Origin of the sequence: Streptomyces sp. PA03-1a (genome assembly GCF_033792805.1) — a bacterium.
In the GTDB taxonomy this organism is placed as follows: domain Bacteria; phylum Actinomycetota; class Actinomycetes; order Streptomycetales; family Streptomycetaceae; genus Actinacidiphila.
In genome coordinates, this window is sequence record NZ_JARAVO010000110.1 from 1 (window position 1) to 16,888 (window position 16,888).

General features: G+C 71.2%; 15 protein-coding genes and 1 pseudogene. 10 read left to right on the forward strand and 6 right to left on the reverse strand.

Annotated elements, in window-relative coordinates; genetic code table 11:
* The 3 genes and pseudogenes from PV341_RS24100 to tkt all read right to left on the reverse strand — a co-directional run.
* Positions 1-481 (reverse strand): annotated as a pseudogene (locus tag PV341_RS24100) (glucose-6-phosphate dehydrogenase); the annotation flags it as partial.
* A 5-nt stretch (positions 482-486) separates the two neighbouring features.
* Entirely contained in the window at positions 487-1,605 is a 1,119-nt protein-coding gene (gene tal, locus PV341_RS24105; protein WP_500327240.1) for a transaldolase, read from the reverse strand.
* A gap of 40 nt (positions 1,606-1,645) precedes the next feature.
* Positions 1,646-3,724: a transketolase gene (gene tkt / locus PV341_RS24110; protein ID WP_500327242.1), complete on the reverse strand. Its 2,079-nt coding sequence runs from the start codon at positions 3,722-3,724 to the stop codon at positions 1,646-1,648.
* 347 nt (positions 3,725-4,071) lie between these two features.
* Here tkt and PV341_RS24115 point away from each other — a divergent pair, with 347 nt between their 5' ends.
* The 4 genes from PV341_RS24115 to PV341_RS24130 all read left to right on the forward strand — a co-directional run bounded on the left by PV341_RS24115 (position 4,072) and on the right by PV341_RS24130 (position 7,935).
* Positions 4,072-5,016 carry a heme o synthase gene (locus PV341_RS24115; protein ID WP_500327244.1) on the forward strand — a complete coding sequence of 315 codons (945 nt, stop codon included), beginning with the start codon at positions 4,072-4,074 and terminating at the stop codon, positions 5,014-5,016.
* 24 nt (positions 5,017-5,040) lie between these two features.
* Positions 5,041-5,403 (forward strand): hypothetical protein, encoded by a 363-nt coding sequence (locus tag PV341_RS24120; RefSeq protein WP_500358950.1) that lies wholly within the window; start codon positions 5,041-5,043, stop codon positions 5,401-5,403.
* 73 nt (positions 5,404-5,476) lie between these two features.
* Positions 5,477-6,829, forward strand: a complete 1,353-nt coding sequence (locus tag PV341_RS24125; RefSeq protein ID WP_500327246.1) for a glutamine synthetase family protein — start codon at positions 5,477-5,479, stop codon at positions 6,827-6,829.
* The gene (locus PV341_RS24130) at positions 6,826-7,935 is read left to right on the forward strand and encodes an amidohydrolase family protein (protein ID WP_500327417.1); all 1,110 of its coding nucleotides are present in this window, start codon (positions 6,826-6,828) and stop codon (positions 7,933-7,935) included. Before PV341_RS24125 ends, PV341_RS24130 begins: the two co-directional genes overlap by 4 nt.
* A 15-nt stretch (positions 7,936-7,950) precedes the next feature.
* Here PV341_RS24130 and PV341_RS24135 read toward each other — a convergent pair whose 3' ends face one another.
* From PV341_RS24135 to PV341_RS24145, 3 genes are all read right to left on the reverse strand, one after another.
* Complete coding sequence (locus PV341_RS24135; RefSeq protein ID WP_500327248.1) at positions 7,951-8,967, reverse strand: COX15/CtaA family protein; 1,017 nt, start codon at positions 8,965-8,967, stop codon at positions 7,951-7,953.
* Between the two features lie 115 nt (positions 8,968-9,082).
* Positions 9,083-9,799, reverse strand: coding sequence for an ABC transporter permease (locus PV341_RS24140; protein WP_500327419.1), 717 nt, complete (start codon positions 9,797-9,799; stop codon positions 9,083-9,085).
* 50 nt (positions 9,800-9,849) lie between these two features.
* Positions 9,850-10,776: an ABC transporter ATP-binding protein gene (locus tag PV341_RS24145; RefSeq protein ID WP_500327250.1), complete on the reverse strand. Its 927-nt coding sequence runs from the start codon at positions 10,774-10,776 to the stop codon at positions 9,850-9,852.
* A gap of 209 nt (positions 10,777-10,985) precedes the next feature.
* Here PV341_RS24145 and PV341_RS24150 point away from each other — a divergent pair, with 209 nt between their 5' ends.
* The 6 genes from PV341_RS24150 to PV341_RS24175 all read left to right on the forward strand — a co-directional run bounded on the left by PV341_RS24150 (position 10,986) and on the right by PV341_RS24175 (position 16,871).
* Positions 10,986-11,735, forward strand: coding sequence for a helix-turn-helix transcriptional regulator (locus tag PV341_RS24150; RefSeq protein ID WP_500327251.1), 750 nt, complete (start codon positions 10,986-10,988; stop codon positions 11,733-11,735).
* Positions 11,732-13,153, forward strand: coding sequence for a Fe-S cluster assembly protein SufB (gene sufB / locus PV341_RS24155; protein WP_499511221.1), 1,422 nt, complete (start codon positions 11,732-11,734; stop codon positions 13,151-13,153). The genes PV341_RS24150 and sufB overlap by 4 nt, the downstream gene beginning before the upstream one ends.
* Before the next feature lie 188 nt (positions 13,154-13,341).
* Positions 13,342-14,517 carry a Fe-S cluster assembly protein SufD gene (gene sufD, locus PV341_RS24160; RefSeq protein WP_499511220.1) on the forward strand — a complete coding sequence of 392 codons (1,176 nt, stop codon included), beginning with the start codon at positions 13,342-13,344 and terminating at the stop codon, positions 14,515-14,517.
* Positions 14,514-14,843 (forward strand): non-heme iron oxygenase ferredoxin subunit, encoded by a 330-nt coding sequence (locus tag PV341_RS24165; RefSeq protein WP_396348051.1) that lies wholly within the window; start codon positions 14,514-14,516, stop codon positions 14,841-14,843. Before sufD ends, PV341_RS24165 begins: the two co-directional genes overlap by 4 nt.
* Before the next feature lie 7 nt (positions 14,844-14,850).
* Positions 14,851-15,615, forward strand: coding sequence for a Fe-S cluster assembly ATPase SufC (sufC, locus tag PV341_RS24170; RefSeq protein WP_500327254.1), 765 nt, complete (start codon positions 14,851-14,853; stop codon positions 15,613-15,615).
* The gene (locus PV341_RS24175) at positions 15,612-16,871 is read left to right on the forward strand and encodes a cysteine desulfurase (protein WP_500358951.1); all 1,260 of its coding nucleotides are present in this window, start codon (positions 15,612-15,614) and stop codon (positions 16,869-16,871) included. Before sufC ends, PV341_RS24175 begins: the two co-directional genes overlap by 4 nt.
* Positions 16,872-16,888 lie beyond the last annotated feature (17 nt).

Here is a 16,888-nt window from a genome sequence, read left to right on the forward strand (position 1 = left end):
AGCCCTCGGGCGGGTCGGACAGCCCGTGCTTCTTCAGCTGCTGGACCACGGTCGGGAAGAACTTGGGCGGCACCGAGAGGTAGAAGGCGAAGTTGCCGCCGGTACCGCGGGCCTTGTCCAGTTCGTCGACCGTGCCGCGCAGCTTCTCGAAGGCCTGGTCGTCGTCGAAGTCGCCGGGGACGAACCGCATCCCCTCGGAGAGCTGCTGCCAGACCTCCTCGCGGAAGGGGGTGCGCGCGTGCTCCTTGACGGAGTCGTGGACGACCTGCGCGAAGTCCTCGTCCGCCCAGTCGCGGCGGGCGAAGCCGACGAGCGAGAAGCCCGGCGGCAGCAGCCCGCGGTTGGCCAGGTCGTACACGGCAGGCATCAGCTTTTTACGTGACAAATCGCCCGTGACGCCGAAGATCACCAGGCCCGACGGTCCCGCGATGCGCGGGAGCCGTCGGTCCGATGCGTCACGCAGCGGGTTGGCGCTGCTCAACGTGCTTACGCCTCCTTCGGCGCCAGGCGCTTGAGCTCGGCCTCGGTCGAGCCCAGCAGCTCGTTCCAGGACGCCGCGAACTTCTCGACGCCCTCGTCCTCCAGCAGCTGGACGACGTCGTCGTACGAGATGCCGAGCGCGGCGATCGCGTCCAGCTCGCCCTGGGACTGCTCGTACGTGCCGCGGATGGTGTCGCCGGTGACCTCACCGTGGTCGGCCACCGCGTCGAGCGTGGCCTCGGGCATGGTGTTGACGATGCCCGGGGCGACCAGCTCGGTCACGTACAGGGTGTCGGGGTAGGACGGGTCCTTCACGCCGGTGGAGGCCCACAGCGGACGCTGCTTGTGCGCGCCCTCGTGCTCCAGCGCCTGCCAGCGGTCGGAGGAGAAGACCTCCTCGTACGCCTGGTAGGCGAGCCGGGCGTTGGCGACGGCGGCCTTGCCCTTGAGGGACTTGGCCTCGTCGCTGCCCAGCTTCTCCAGGCGCTTGTCGATCTCGGTGTCCACCCGCGAGACGAAGAAGGAGGCCACCGAGCGGATCAGGGAGAGGTCCAGGCCCGCGGCCCGGGCCTTCTCCAGGCCCGCCAGGTAGGCGTCCATGACCTCGCGGTAGCGCTCCAGGGAGAAGATCAGCGTGACGTTGACGCTGATGCCCCGGCCGATCACCTCGGTGATGGCCGGCAGGCCCGCCTTGGTGGCCGGGATCTTGATCAGGGTGTTGGGCCGGTCAACCAGCCAGGCGAGCTGCTTGGCCTCGGCGATGGTGGCGGCGGTGTTGTGCGCCAGACGCGGGTCGACCTCGATGGACACCCGGCCGTCCTGGCCGCCGCTGGCGTCGTACAGCGGGCGCAGCACGTCGGCGGCGTCGCGCACGTCAGCGGTGGTGATCATGCGCAGGGCCTCGTCCACCGTCAGCTTCCGGGCGGCGAGGTCGGTGAGCTGCTGCTCGTAGCCGTCCCCGCTGGAGATCGCCTTCTGGAAGATCGAGGGGTTGGTGGTGACACCGACCACGTGGCTCTGGTCCATGAGCTCGGCCAGGTTGCCGGAGGTGATCCGCTTGCGGGACAGGTCGTCGAGCCAGATCGCCACGCCCTCGTCGGAGAGGCGCTTGAGTGCGTCTGTCATGGGTTCTGCATCTCCTCGGTACGTCGTATGGGTCCGTGCGTCAGCGTGCGGCGGCGGCGAGCGAGTCGCGCGCTGCGGCGGCCACGGCCTCCGCGGTCAGACCGAACTCGCGGTAGAGGACCTTGTAATCGGCGCTTGCCCCGAAGTGCTCCAGGGACACGATCCGGCCCGCGTCACCGACGAAACGGTGCCAGGTCAGCCCGATGCCGGCCTCGACGGCGACCCGCGCCCGCACGTTCGGCGGGATGACGCTGTCGCGGTAGGCCTGGTCCTGCTCCTCGAACCACTCCACGGACGGCATGGAGACCACGCGCGCCGGGATGCCGTCGGCCTGCAGCTGCTCGCGGGCCTCGACGGCCAGCTGCACCTCGGAGCCGGTCGCGATCAGGATCACCTGAGGCTGGCCGCCCTCGGCGTCGAACAGCACGTACCCGCCCTTGGCCGCGTCCTCGTTCGCCGGGTAGGTCGGCACGTTCTGCCGGGTCAGCGCCACGCCGTGCGGGGCGGGCTTGGCCGTGTGGCGGCGCAGGATCTCCGCCCAGGCGATCGCCGTCTCGTTGGCGTCGGCCGGCCGGACGACGTTGAGGCCGGGGATGGCGCGCAGCGCTGCCAGGTGCTCGATCGGCTGGTGGGTCGGGCCGTCCTCGCCCAGGCCGATGGAGTCGTGCGTCCAGACGTAGGAGACCGGCAGCTTCATCAGCGCCGCCAGGCGGACCGCCGGGCGCATGTAGTCGGAGAACACCAGGAAGGTGCCGCCGTAGACGCGGGTGTTGCCGTGCAGCGCGATGCCGTTCATGGTCGAGCCCATGGCGTGCTCGCGGATGCCGAAGTGCACGGTGCGGCCGTACGGGTTCGCCTCCGGCAGCGGGTTGTCCGCCGGGAGGAACGAGGACGAGGCGTCGATGGTGGTGAGGTTCGAGCCCGCCAGGTCGGCGGAGCCGCCCCACAGCTCGGGGATCACGCCGCCCAGCGCCTTCAGCACCTCACCGGAGGCCTTGCGGGTGGCGACGTCCTTGCCCGCGGGGAACTCCGGGACGACGTCCTCCCAGCCGGCCGGGAGCTCGCCGGCGTGGATACGGTCGAAGGTCCTGGCCCGCTCCGGGTTGGCGGAGCGCCACTCCTCGAACCGCTTGGTCCACTCCGCGTGGGCCTCGCGGCCGCGGTCGGCGACCTTGCGTGCGTGCGCCAGCACCTCGGGGACGACCTCGAAGTCCTGCTCGGGGTCGAAGCCCAGCACCTTCTTGGTGGCCGCGACCTCGCTGTCGCCCAGTGCCGAGCCGTGGGCGGCCTCGGTGTTCTGCGCGTTCGGGGCGGGCCAGGCGATGATCGTGCGGGCCGCGATGATCGAGGGGCGGTCGGTGACGGCCTTGGCCTTCGCGAAGGCGGCGTACAGGGCCTGGACGTCGAAGTCGCCCGAGGGGTCCTGCTCGATGCGCTGCACGTGCCAGCCGTAGGCCTCGTAGCGCTTCAGCACGTCCTCGGAGAAGGCGGTCGCGGTGTCGCCCTCGATCGAGATGTGGTTGTCGTCGTAGAGGGCGATCAGATTGCCCAGCTTCTGGTGCCCGGCCAGCGAGGACGCCTCGGCGGAGATGCCCTCCTCCAGGTCGCCGTCGGAGACGATCGCCCAGATGGTGTGGTCGAAGACCGACTCGCCCGGCGCCGCGTCCGGGTCGAACAGGCCGCGCTCGTAGCGGGCGGCCATCGCCATGCCCACCGCGTTGGCGACACCCTGGCCCAGCGGGCCGGTGGTGGTCTCCACACCCGTCGTGTGACCGTGCTCGGGGTGGCCGGGGGTGCGCGAGCCCCAGGTGCGGAAGGCCTTGAGGTCCTCCAGCTCCAGGCCGTACCCCGAAAGGAAGAGCTGCGTGTAAAGCGTCAGGGACGTGTGTCCCGGCGAGAGGACGAAGCGGTCGCGACCGGTCCACCCGGCGTCCGAGGGGTCGTGCCGCATCAGCTTCTGGAACAGCAGGTAGGCCGCGGGGGCGAGGCTCATCGCCGTACCCGGATGGCCGTTGCCGACCTTCTGCACGGCATCCATCGCCAGAACCCGGGCGGTGTCAACCGCACGCCTGTCAAGCTCGGTCCACTCCAGCTCGGTGGTGGTCGGCTCGGTGCTCACCTGAGAGGGCTCCTCTCCACATGTATTACGCCGGTGACGAAGTGCACACCGGGCGTTGCCGAGCCTACCCCTGCACGTACGTGCACCTATTCGAGTGCGGGCTCGACGCCTGCGGCAACCGATCCCCGGGCAGCCACATTCCCTCCCCGGCACCGGTGGTGTCACCAGCGTGCCCCGGTCAGCGTTTCTTCGCCTGTTGAACACAGAACACCTTCAGGTTGCGCCTCTCTTGCGCTATGGAGGCCAACACGTGCCACCCCCGAGCGCGGGTGGAGTATCCGCTACGTCTAAAGTGGCGTGGTACGCGCAAGCGGAGCCGCTTGCTGGACTTTTCCTCAGGGGTGTTCGTGACGGCCGTCGAATCCCGGCCCGCCGGAGCCATCGGATCGAGCCATCGCCACCGGCCGTTCGGTGCCCGTGTGATGGCGTTCGTGGCGCTGACCAAGCCGCGCATCATCGAGCTGCTGCTCATCACGACGGTTCCGGTGATGTTCCTTGCGGCGGGTGGTGTGCCCGACCTCTGGCTGGTCGCGACGACCATGATCGGCGGCTACATGTCGGCGGGCGGCGCGAACGCCCTCAACATGTACATCGACCGTGACATCGACGCGCTCATGCACCGTACGGAGCAGCGCCCGCTGGTGACCGGCATGGTCGCGCCGTGGGAGTGCCTGGTCTTCGGCATCACGCTTTCGGTGGTTTCCACCGCCTGGTTCTGGGTGCTCGTCAACCCGCTGTCGGCGGCGCTGTCCCTCACGGCCATCCTCTACTACGTCTTCGTCTACACCCTCGGCCTCAAGCGCCGCACGGCCCAGAACATCGTCTGGGGCGGCATCGCGGGCTGCATGCAGGTGCTCATCGGGTGGTCGGCGGTGCGGGACGAACTGGCCTGGGCGCCGTTCGTCCTCTTCCTCGTCCTCTTCTTCTGGACGCCGCCGCACTACTGGCCGCTGTCGATGAAGGTGAAGGACGACTACGCGCGCGTCGGCGTGCCCATGCTGCCGGTCGTGGCGGGCAACGTCGTGGTGGGCCGGCAGATCGTCATCTACAGCTGGGTGATGGTGCTGGTCTCGCTCACCCTGTGGTGGCCGCTCGGCGCGGCGGGCTGGTTCTACGCGGCCGCCGCCGTGCTGCTGGGCGCCTTCTGGCTGGTCGAGGCGCACGCCCTGTACGGGCGGGCGAAGGCCGGTGTGGTCGGCGCCAAGCTGAAGGAGATGCGGCTGTTCCACTGGTCGATCACCTACGCGACGCTGCTGTTCGTCGCCGTCGCCGTGGACCCCTTCCTGCGCTGATTACCGGCGGGTAGCATTCCCTTCATGGCAGAGACCCAGGAAGCAGTCACCCAGGCCGCGGACCGCCGGGCCGCGGCCCGTGCCGAGCGCCGCGCCGCCCGCCTGGCGAAGCAGATCACCGCGTTCGCCAAGAGCCACGGCGGCGGCGCCGAGGGCCAGATCGCGTACATCGGCGAGGTCGGCACCCGCATCGTGCTCGTCGGCGAGAACGGCGAGTGGGGCGACCTGGTGGCGCCCACGTACGACATCGCCCGCAGCGCCGTCGAGCGCTCCGGGATCACGGTGCACGAGTCCTTCGACGGCGACCTGGCGGCCAAGGTGCACACCGGCCGCTACGAGTGGTCGCGGATGGCCGGGATCCAGATCGGCGGACGCGCCAACACCTGACGCCGGGCCCGCCCGTTAGGACCACCATGGGAGTGGTCCGGTCGACCGGACGGGCCGGTACGAGGAGGCGTCGGTGGAGACCGAGGAACGGGACGAACGGCGGCTGACGGCCCGCCGGGAAGCGGCGCGGCTGTCCGCGGAGGGCGTGCGCGCGGTCGCCGTCAGCTGGGTCGACAACGCGGGCATCAGCAGGGCCAAGACCGTGCCGCCCGCCCGGCTGCCGCACGCCGCGCACCGCGGGGTGGGCATGTCGCCGGTCTTCGACGTCTTCACCTCCGACGACGCCATCACCTCCTCCCCGCACATCGCCGGCCCCGACGGTGACCTGCGTCTCTTCCCCGACCTGGACCGCCTCACCGTGCTGGCCGCCCGCCCCGGCTGGGCCTGGGCCCCGGCCGACCGCTACGACCAGGAAGGCCGCCCGCACCCCGCCTGCCAGCGGCTGTTCGCCCGGCGCATGACGGAGCGGGCCGCCGAGCGCGGCCTGGAGCTGCGGATGGGCTTCGAGACCGAGTGGGTCGTGGTCAAGGACGACGGCAGCGGCGACTGGGCCTCCCGCGGCCCGGCCTACGGCCTGACGCGGGTGACCGAACTCTCGGACTACCTGCTCGACCTGCACGACGCGCTCGCCGCGCAGCGCATCGAGGTGCTGCAGGTGCACCCCGAGTACGCGCCCGGCCAGTTCGAGGTCTCCACCGCGCCCGCCGACCCGGTGCGCGCCGCCGACGAGGTCGTCCTCGTCCGCGAGACCGTACGCGCCGTCAGCGCCGCCCACGGCCTGCGCGCCTCCTTCGCCCCGACCGTCGTCGCCGGGCAGGTAGGCAACGGCTGCCACCTGCACCTGAGCCTGCGCGAGCACGGGCACAACCTGCACCGCGACCCCAGCACCCCGTACGGCCTGGCGCCCGCCGCGAACACCTTCCTGGCGGCCGTGCTCGACGCCCTGCCCGCCCTCTGCGCCATCGGCGCCCCGTCCCCGGCCAGCTACCTGCGGCTCGTCCCCTCCCACTGGGCCGGCGTGCACCGCTGCTGGGGCGTGGAGAACCGCGAGGCGGCGCTGCGCCTGGTGCCGGGCGAGTCCGACGACCCCGACGGCGGCCACGCCGAGCTCAAGCCGTTCGACGCGGCGGCCAACCCCTATCTCCTGGTCGGCTCCGTCATCGCGGCGGGCCTGGCCGGCCTGCGCGACGGCGCGGGAACGCTGCCCCCTCCGGTCAGCGGCGATCCCGGCGAGCGCGGCGACCAGAAACGGCTGCCGACCTCGCTCAGCGAGGCCGTCTCGCACCTGGTGCGCAGCGGGACGCTGAAGGAGGCGCTGGGGGAGGCGCTGTTCGGCGCGGTGGTCGCGGTGCGGCGCGCCGAGTCCGAGGCTTTGGCCGAGTACGGTCCCGCCGAGCTCGCGGAGGCCACCCGGTGGCGCTGGTGATCGAGCTGCCGCCGCTGGTCGACCACCACTGCCACGGCGTCGTCCGCGGCGAGCTCGGCATCGCGGCCTTCGAGGGGTACCTCACCGAGTCCGACGCGCCCGCGGCGCCCGGCACCACCTACTTCGACACCCAGACCGGCTTCGCCGTGCGCCGCTGGTGCCCGCCGCTGCTCGGCCTGGAGCCGCACTGCCCGCCGGCGAGCTACCTCGCACGGCGCCGTGAGCTCGGGTCGCACGAGACCACGCACCGGCTGCTGCACGGCAGCGGCATCGGCACGTACGTCGTCGACACCGGACTGACGGGCGACCTGACGACGCCCGCGGAGCTGGCCGCGGCGGGTGGGGGAGCGCAGCGGGAGATCGTGCGGCTGGAACGGCTCGCCGAGGACGTCGCCGGGACCTGCGACTCGCCCGGGGCCCTGGTCGAGGGCATCGCCGAGGCGGTCCACGCCGCCGCGCGCACCGCCGCCGGCTTCAAGTCGATCGCCGCCTACCGCCACGGACTGGGCCTGGCCCCGGAGCCCCCGGCGCCCGGTGAGGTGCGGCACGCCGCCGGGGCGTGGCTGGACGCGCGGCGCGCCGGCGGCACCCGGCTCGACCACCCCGTCCTGCTGCGGCACCTGCTGTGGACGGCCGTCGCGACCGGGCTGCCGCTGCAACTGCACACCGGATTCGGCGACCCGGACCTGCGGCTCGACCACGCCGATCCGGCGCTGCTGACGGACTTCGCCCGGGCGACCGCGGGCACGGGGATCGCCCTGGTGCTGCTGCACTGCTACCCGTACCACCGTCAGGCGGCCTACCTGGCGAACGTCTTCCCCCACGTGCACGCGGACGTGGGTCTGGCCCTCACCCATGTGGGGGCACGGGCGGGCGCGGTCCTCGCGGAGTTCCTGGAGCTGGCGCCGTTCGGGAAGCTGCTGTTCTCCACGGACGCCTACGGGCTGCCCGAGCTGTACGTGACCGGCGCCGAGGTCTTCCGCGGCGCGGTGCGCGACGTGCTGGGCGGCTGGGTCGCGGACGGTGCCTGGTCGGCGGCCGACGCCCGGCGCGTCGCGGCCATGGTGGCCGCGGACAACGCGCGACGGCTGTACCGGCTCGGCTGACCGGGCCGGTGGCGGCTAGGCGGCCGGCGCGGGCTCGGGGGCGGCTGCGACGGCCTCGGTCACCGGCGCCTCGCCGGGCTCGGTCTCCGGCCGCTCCCGCATCGACAGCAGCACCCGCAGCACCGCGATCCACACCAGCGTCGAGCCGAGCATGTGGAGGGCCACCAGCACCTCGGGCAGCTTCGTGAAGTACTGGACGTAGCCGATGACGCCCTGCGCCAGCAGCACGATCAGCAGGTCCCGCACCCGGGCCCGCGGTCCCCCGGGGGCGTCGACGGCGCGCAGCACGAACCACAGCGCGATCGCCAGCCCGCACACCACCCACGCCAGGTCGGCGTGGAGCTGCGAGATGGTCTCCCACTTCACCGGGACGCGCGGCACATCGCTGCTGTCGCCCGCGTGCGGCCCCGCCCCCGTCACGAGCGTGCCGACCGCGATGAGCGCCGCGGAGGCGGCGACCAGCACCCACGCCAGCTGCCTGACCGGCTTGCCGACCAGGGGGCGCGGTCCCGCGTCGCCCTCGCCGGCCCGCTGCCACATCAGCAGCGCGACGGCGATCAGCGCGCTGGAGAGCAGGAAGTGCGCGGCGACGGTGTACGGGTTGAGACCGGTCAGGACGGTGATGCCGCCGAGTACGGCGTTGCCCATGACGACCCAGAACTGGGCCCAGCCCAGCCGGGTCAGCCCGCGCCGCCACGGCTCCGCGGCCCGCGCGGCGATGATCGCCCAGCCGACGGCCGCGCACAGCACGTAGGTCAGCATGCGGTTGGCGAACTCGATCGCCCCGTGCAGCCCCATGGCGCCGGTCGCGGTGAGGCTGTCGTCGGTGCACTTGGGCCAGGTCGGGCAGCCGAGACCGGAACCGGTCAGCCGGACGGCGCCGCCGGTCACCACGATGACGACGCTCATCACGAGCGCGGCCAGCGCGGCCCGCCGGACCGTCTCGGGGGACGGGGTCCAGCGCTGGGCGATGAAGGCCAGGGGGTTTCGCACGGCTTGGCCTGCTTGGCTGAGATTCGGCACGGCCACCATCGTAGGGGCCCCCTTGTGCATTCCTTCACGAGGGGGACGCCCAGGGGAGGGGACGGGGACAGAAGCGGCGTCGACCAGCGGAAGGACGCCGGCTTCGCCCACTACGGGGACCGCGTCATTCCCACCTGAACCAGCGCGCCGCCGCGCCGAGCCCCAGCACCGCCCACACGGCAAGGATCCCGAGGTCGCCCCAGGGCACGCCCGCGCCGTGCTGGAGGACGTCGCGCAGACCGTCCGACAGGGCCGAGATCGGCAGCAGTTCCAGGACGGAGCGCGCAGCGCCGGGGAACCTGTCGAGCGGCACGATCACCCCGCCGCCGACGAGCAGCAGCAGGAAGACCAGGTTCGCGGCGGCGAGCGTGGCCTCGGCGCGGAGTGTGCCGGCCATCAGCAGGCCGAGGCCGGAGAAGGCCGCCGTGCCCAGGGCGAGCAGCAGGAGCACCGAGAGCGGGTTGCCGTGCGGCGACCAGCCCAGGGCGAACGCGATCACGGTGAGCAGGACGACCTGGAGGATCTCGGTGACCAGCACGGAGCCGGTCTTGGCGGTCATCAGCGCCCAGCGCGGCAGCGGCGACGCACCGAGCCGCTTGAGCACGCCGTAGCGCCGCTCGAAACCGGTGGCGATGGCCTGGCCGGTGAAGGCGGTGGACATCACGGCCAGCGCGAGGACGCCGGGGGCCAGGAAGTCGACGGCCTTGCCGGCGCCGGTGTCGACGATGTCGACGGCGCTGAAGAGCACCAGCAGCAGCGTGGGGATGACGACGGTCAGCAGCAGCTGCTCGCCGTTGCGCAGCAGCATCCGGGTCTCCAGTGCCGTCTGCGCGCCGATCATCCGGGGCAGCGGGGCCGCGCCGGGGTCGGGGGTGAAGGTGCCGGTGGCGGTCACGAACGCAGCTCCTTGCCGGTGAGCTCCAGGAAGACGTCCTCCAGGGTGCGCCGCTCGACCGCGAGGCGGTCGGGCATCACGCCGTGCTGGGCGCACCAGGAGGTGACGGTGGCCAGCATCTGCGGATCGACCTTGCCCTCGATGCGGTAGCTGCCCGGGGTGAGCTCCACGGCGGCGGAGTCGGCGGGCAGTGCCTTGAGCAGCGAGGCGAGGTCCAGGCCCGGGCGGCCGTTGAAGCGCAGGGTGTTCTCCGCGCCGCCGCGGCACAGTTCCTCGGGGGTGCCGCTCGCTATCACGCGGCCCTTGTCGACGATCGCGACGTCGTCCGCGAGCTGCTCGGCCTCGTCCATGAAGTGCGTGGTCAGGACGACGGTGACGCCGTCGGCGCGCAGCTCGCGCACCAGCTCCCAGGTGGCGCGGCGGGCCTGCGGGTCCAGTCCGGCCGTCGGCTCGTCCAGGAACACCAGCTCCGGGCGGCCCACGACGGCCATCGCGAGCGCCAGACGCTGCTGCTGGCCGCCGGAGAGCCGGCGGTACGGGGTACGGCCGCAGGACTCCAGGCCGAGCCGTTCGATCAGCAGCGCGGGGTCGAGGGGGTGGGCGTGCAGCTTGGCGGTGTGCCGCAGCATCTCCTCGGCGCGGGCACCGGCGTACACGCCGCCGGACTGCAGCATCACGCCGATCCGGGGCCGCAGCGCGGCGGTCTCCCGTACCGGGTCGAGCCCCAGCACGCGGACCCGGCCCCCGTCGGGACGGCGGTACCCCTCGCAGGTCTCGACGGTCGTGGTCTTGCCGGCTCCGTTGGGTCCGAGCACGGCGGCCACGGTGCCCCGGGCGACGGTCAGGTCGAGCCCGTCCACCGCGGTCTTGGGGCCGTATCGCTTGACCAGTCCGGTCACCTCGACCGCGGGGTCCATTCGCATGACGGGAAGTCTACGAACCCCCGGGGCGCGCTCCGCCGGGAGGGCGGCGCCCGATGCCGCCGCCGGTCGCGGCGGGCGGGGGCCGGGTCCCGGGCACCGGCGAAGATCGTTTCCGCAGGTCAGGTTAGGTTTCCCTAAGTGATGCAGCAGACATCCGCCCGGGGGACCGCCGCTTGCCTCTCCGAGATGAATTACGCAACACTGGTCTTGTGAAAAACGTGTCCGAGGCTCAGGAGGAGCAGACGACCGGGGAGCGGAGCACCCGCAACCGGGTCGCCAGGTCCGTCCTGGTCCACGGGCCGTCGACCGCCGCCGACCTGGCGGAACGGCTCGGGCTGACCCAGGCGGCCGTACGTCGCCACCTGGACGCGCTCCTTGCCGAGGGCATGGTGGAGCCGCGTGAGAAGCGGGTGTACGGGAACCGCGGCCGCGGCCGCCCGGCCAAGGTGTTCGCGCTGACCGACTGCGGCCGCGACGCCTTCGACCAGGCCTACGACCAGCTCGCCGCCGACGCCCTGCGCTGGATCGCCGAGTCCGCCGGAGGCGGGGAGGAGGGCGACGCCGCGGTGTCCGCCTTCGCCCGCGCCCGGGTCGCCGCGCAGGCCGAGCGCTACCGGGCGGTCGTCGAGGCGGCCGACCCCGAGGAGCGCACGCAGGCGCTCGCCAAGGCCCTCAGCCAGGACGGGTACGCTGCCACCACGCGCGGCGCGCCCGCCTCCGCCGGGGAGCAGCTCTGCCAGCACCACTGCCCGGTGGCCCACATCGCCGAGCAGTTCCCGCAGCTGTGCGAGGCGGAGGCCGAGGTCTTCTCGCGCCTGCTCGGCACCCATGTACAACGGCTGGCGACCATCGCGCACGGAGACGGTGTCTGCACCACCTTCGTGCCGAAGACCGCGTCGCCGGCCGGAACCACCGCACCGACCAACACCGCAAGCAACGCCGGGAGGAACCCCGCATGACTGCCCCCCTGGAGACGGCTCACCCTGAACTCGAGGGTCTGGGCAACTACGAGTATGGCTGGGCCGACTCGGACGTAGCCGGTGCCGCCGCCCGTCGAGGTCTGAGCGAGGACGTCGTCCGCGACATCTCCGCGAAGAAGGACGAGCCCGAGTGGATGCTCAAGCTGCGTCTCAAGGGCCTGAAGCTCTTCGGGAAGAAGCCCATGCCCACCTGGGGCTCGGACCTGTCCGGCATCGACTTCGACAACATCAAGTACTTCGTGCGGTCCACGGAGAAGCAGGCGGAGTCCTGGGAGGACCTGCCCGAGGACATCAAGAACACCTACGACAAGCTGGGCATCCCCGAGGCGGAGAAGCAGCGGCTGGTCGCGGGTGTGGCCGCGCAGTACGAGTCGGAGGTCGTCTACCACCAGATCCGCGAGGACCTGGAGGAGCAGGGCGTCATCTTCCTGGACACCGACACGGCGCTGAAGGAGCACCCGGAGCTGTTCCAGGAGTACTTCGGCACGGTCATCCCGGCGGGTGACAACAAGTTCGCCTCCCTGAACACCGCGGTGTGGTCCGGCGGCTCCTTCATCTACGTGCCGAAGGGCGTGCACGTCGAGATCCCGCTGCAGGCCTACTTCCGGATCAACACCGAGAACATGGGCCAGTTCGAGCGGACGCTGATCATCGTCGACGAGGACGCCTACGTCCACTACGTCGAGGGCTGCACGGCGCCGATCTACAAGTCGGACTCCCTGCACAGCGCCGTGGTCGAGATCATCGTGAAGAAGGGCGGCCGTTGCCGCTACACGACGATCCAGAACTGGTCGAACAACGTGTACAACCTGGTCACCAAGCGCGCCGTGGCGTACGAGGGCGCGACCATGGAGTGGGTCGACGGCAACATCGGCTCCAAGGTGACGATGAAGTACCCGGCCGTCTACCTGATGGGCGAGCACGCCAAGGGCGAGACGCTGTCGATCGCCTTCGCGGGCGAGGGCCAGCACCAGGACGCCGGCGCCAAGATGGTGCACATGGCGCCGAACACCTCCTCCTCGATCGTCTCCAAGTCGGTGGCCCGCGGCGGTGGCCGCACCTCCTACCGCGGCCTGATCGAGATCGGCGAGGGCGCCGCCGGCTCCAAGTCGAACGTGCTGTGCGACGCGCTGCTGGTGGACACGATCTCCCGCTCGGACACCTACCCGTACGTGGACGTCCGCGAGGACGACGTGTCGATGGGCCACGAGGCGACCGTCTCCAAGGTCAGCGAGGACCAGCTCTTCTACCTCATGAGCCGCGGCCTGGAGGAGACCGAGGCGATGGCCACCATCGTCCGCGGCTTCGTGGAGCCGATCGCGCGCGAGCTGCCCATGGAGTACGCGCTGGAGCTCAACCGGCTGATCGAGCTGCAGATGGAGGGCGCGGTCGGCTGACGCCCGGCTGCTCCGTCCACCACGAACCGATGCCCCTGCAGGGCCGTGAGCGAGCCAACGGGCGCGCCGCTTCCGAAAGTGACGAGACCAAGCGAGGAACGAGCGCAGTGTCGAGGAACGTCGGAAGCGGATTCGAGCGCCCGGAGGCGAGCGAGCACACATAGGCAGAAAGAGGCAGTAAGACAGCCATGGCTGAAACCATCCCGGCCGCCGGTGCCACCACCGAAGGCGCCATCCAGGTCGGCCAGCCCCGGGACGCCCGGGTCAGCGCGCCCGCGTCCTACGACGTGGCCGACTTCCCCGTGCCGAACGGCCGCGAGGAGGAGTGGCGCTTCACCCCGCTGGAGCGGCTGCGCGGTCTGCACGACGGCACCGCCGTCGCGACCGGTGGCGGCGTCAAGGTCGAGGTGAACGCCCCCGCGGGCGTCACCGTCGAGACCGTCGGCCGGGACGACGCCCGGGTCGGCAAGGCGGGCAAGCCGGTGGACCGGGTCGCCGCCCAGGCCTACAGCTCCTTCGAGAAGGCGTCGGTCATCTCCGTCCCCAAGGACGCGGTGCTTACCGAGCCGGTGCGGATCTCGGTGCACGGCCAGGGCGGGGTCGCCTTCGGCCACCAGGTCGTCGAGGTCGGCGCCTTCGCCGAGGCGGTCGTGGTCATCGACCACACCGGTGACGCCGTCGTCGCGGCCAACGTCGAGTACCTGATCGGTGACGGCGCCAAGCTGACCGTCGTGTCGATCCAGGACTGGGACGACACCGCCGTGCACGCGGCCCAGCACACCGCGCTGGTCGGCCGCGACGCGACCTTCAAGTCCGTCGTGGTCACCTTCGGCGGCGACGTCGTGCGGCTGCACCCGCGGGTCGTCTACGGCGCCCCGGGCGGCGAGGCCGAGCTCTACGGCCTGTACTTCACCGACGAGGGCCAGCACCAGGAGCACCGCCTCTTCATCGACCACGACACTCCGCACTGCCGGTCCAACGTGGCGTACAAGGGCGCGCTGCAGGGCCGGGACGCGCACGCGGTGTGGATCGGCGACGTGCTCATCCGCGCCGAGGCCGAGGGCACCGACACCTACGAGCTCAACCGCAACCTGGTGCTCACCGACGGCGCCCGGGTCGACTCGGTGCCGAACCTGGAGATCGAGACCGGCGAGATCGTCGGCGCCGGTCACGCCTCGGCGACCGGCCGCTTCGAGGACGAGCAGCTGTTCTACCTGATGGCCCGCGGCATCCCGGCCGACGAGGCCCGCCGGCTGGTCGTCCGCGGCTTCTTCGCCGAGCTGATCCAGCAGATCGGCGTCGCCGACCTGCAGGAGCGCCTGCTGGAGAAGATCGACGCGGAACTGGAGGCGTCCGTCGTATGACCGCCGCCGAAGGTTTCGTCCGCGCCTGCGCGCTGAGCGAGCTCGAGGAGGACACGCCCAAGCGTGTCGAGCTCGGTGGCGTTCCGGTGTCGGTCGTGCTCACCGAGGGCGAGGTGTTCGCGATCAACGACATCTGCTCGCACGCGAACGTCTCCCTGTCCGAGGGCGAGGTGGAGGACTGCCAGATCGAGTGCTGGCTGCACGGCTCCTCCTTCGACCTGCGGACCGGCAAGCCGTCCGGGCTGCCCGCGACGCGGCCCGTCCCCGTATACCCCGTTCAGATCCAAGGGGACGATGTGCTCGTCTCCGTCACCCAGGAGTCCTGAGACACCCATGGCAACGCTTGAGATCCACGACCTGCACGTCTCCGTCGAGGCCGAGGGCGGTCCGCGGGAGATCCTCCGCGGTGTCGACCTGACCGTGAAGCAGGGCGAGACCCACGCCATCATGGGCCCGAACGGCTCCGGCAAGTCGACCCTGGCCTACTCGCTCGCCGGGCACCCGAAGTACACCATCACCGGTGGCACCGTGACCCTGGACGGCGAGGACGTGCTGGCCATGTCCGTCGACGAGCGGGCCCGGGCGGGCGTCTTCCTGGCCATGCAGTACCCGGTCGAGGTCCCCGGCGTCTCCGTCTCCAACTTCCTGCGCACCTCGGCCACCGCCATCCGCGGCGAGGCCCCGAAGCTGCGCACCTGGGTGAAGGAGGTCAAGGAGGCCATGGAGCGCCTGCACATGGACCCCTCCTTCGCCGAGCGCAACGTCAACGAGGGCTTCTCCGGCGGTGAGAAGAAGCGCCACGAGATCCTCCAGCTCGAACTGCTCAAGCCCAAGATCGCGATCCTCGACGAGACCGACTCGGGCCTGGACGTCGACGCGCTGCGCATCGTCTCCGAGGGCGTCAACCGGGTGCGCGAGAGCGGTGAGGTCGGCACCCTGCTGATCACCCACTACACGCGCATCCTGCGCTACATCAAGCCCGACCACGTCCACGTCTTCGCCGCGGGGCGGATCGCCGAGTCCGGCGGCCCGGAGCTGGCGGACAAGCTGGAGGCCGAGGGCTACGAGGCCTATGTGAAGGGAGGCGCGTCCGCATGACATTGCAGCTGCCGGGCCTGCTGGACACCGAGGCGATCCGCAAGGACTTCCCGGTGCTGGACCGGCTGGTCCACGACGGTAAGAAGCTCGTCTACCTGGACAACGCGGCGACCTCGCAGAAGCCGCGCCAGGTCATCGACGCCCTCAGCGAGTACTACGAGCGCTACAACGCCAACGTCCACCGCGGTGTGCACACGCTCGCCGAGGAGGCCACGGCGCTGTACGAGGGCGCCCGTGACAAGGTCGCCGCGTTCGTCAACGCCCCGAGCCGCGACGAGGTGATATTCACCAAGAACGCCTCGGAGTCGCTGAACCTGGTCGCCAACATGCTGGGCTGGGCCGACGAGCCCTACCGCGTGGACAGCGAGACCGAGATCGTCATCACGGAGATGGAGCACCACTCCAACATCGTCCCGTGGCAGCTGCTCTCGCAGCGCACCGGCGCGAAGCTGAAGTGGTTCGGCCTGACCGACGACGGCCGGCTCGACCTGAACGACATCGAGCAGGTCATCACCGAGAAGACGAAGATCGTCTCCTTCACGCTCGTCTCCAACATCCTGGGCACGGTCAACCCGGTCGAGGCCATCGTGCGCCGCGCCCAGGAGGTCGGCGCCCTGGTGCTGATCGACGCCTCGCAGGCCGCGCCGCACATGGTGCTGGACGTGCAGGCGCTGCAGGCCGACTTCGTGGCCTTCACCGGCCACAAGATGCTCGGCCCGACGGGCATCGGCGTGCTGTGGGGCCGCCAGGAGCTGCTGGAGGACCTCCCGCCGTTCCTGGGCGGCGGCGAGATGATCGAGACCGTCTCGATGCACGAGTCGACGTACGCGCCCGCGCCGCACAAGTTCGAGGCGGGTACGCCCCCGATTGCCCAGGCCGTCGGTCTCGGCGCGGCCGTGGACTACCTGAGCGCCATCGGCATGGACAAGATCGCCGCGCACGAGCACGCGATCACCGAGTACGCGCTGAAGCGGCTGAAGGAGGTGCCCGAGCTGAAGATCATCGGCCCGGACACCCCCGAGGGCCGCGGCTCCGCGATCTCCTTCACCCTGGGCGACATTCACCCGCACGACGTGGGCCAGGTCCTGGACGAGCAGGGCATCGCCGTGCGCGTCGGCCACCACTGCGCGCGGCCGGTCTGCCTGCGGTACGGAATTCCCGCGACCACACGAGCGTCGTTCTATCTGTACTCCACTCCGGCCGAGGTCGACGCCTTGGTCGAGGGCCTGGAGCACGTACGGAACTTCTTCGGCTGAGGGACGGACGGCGAAGC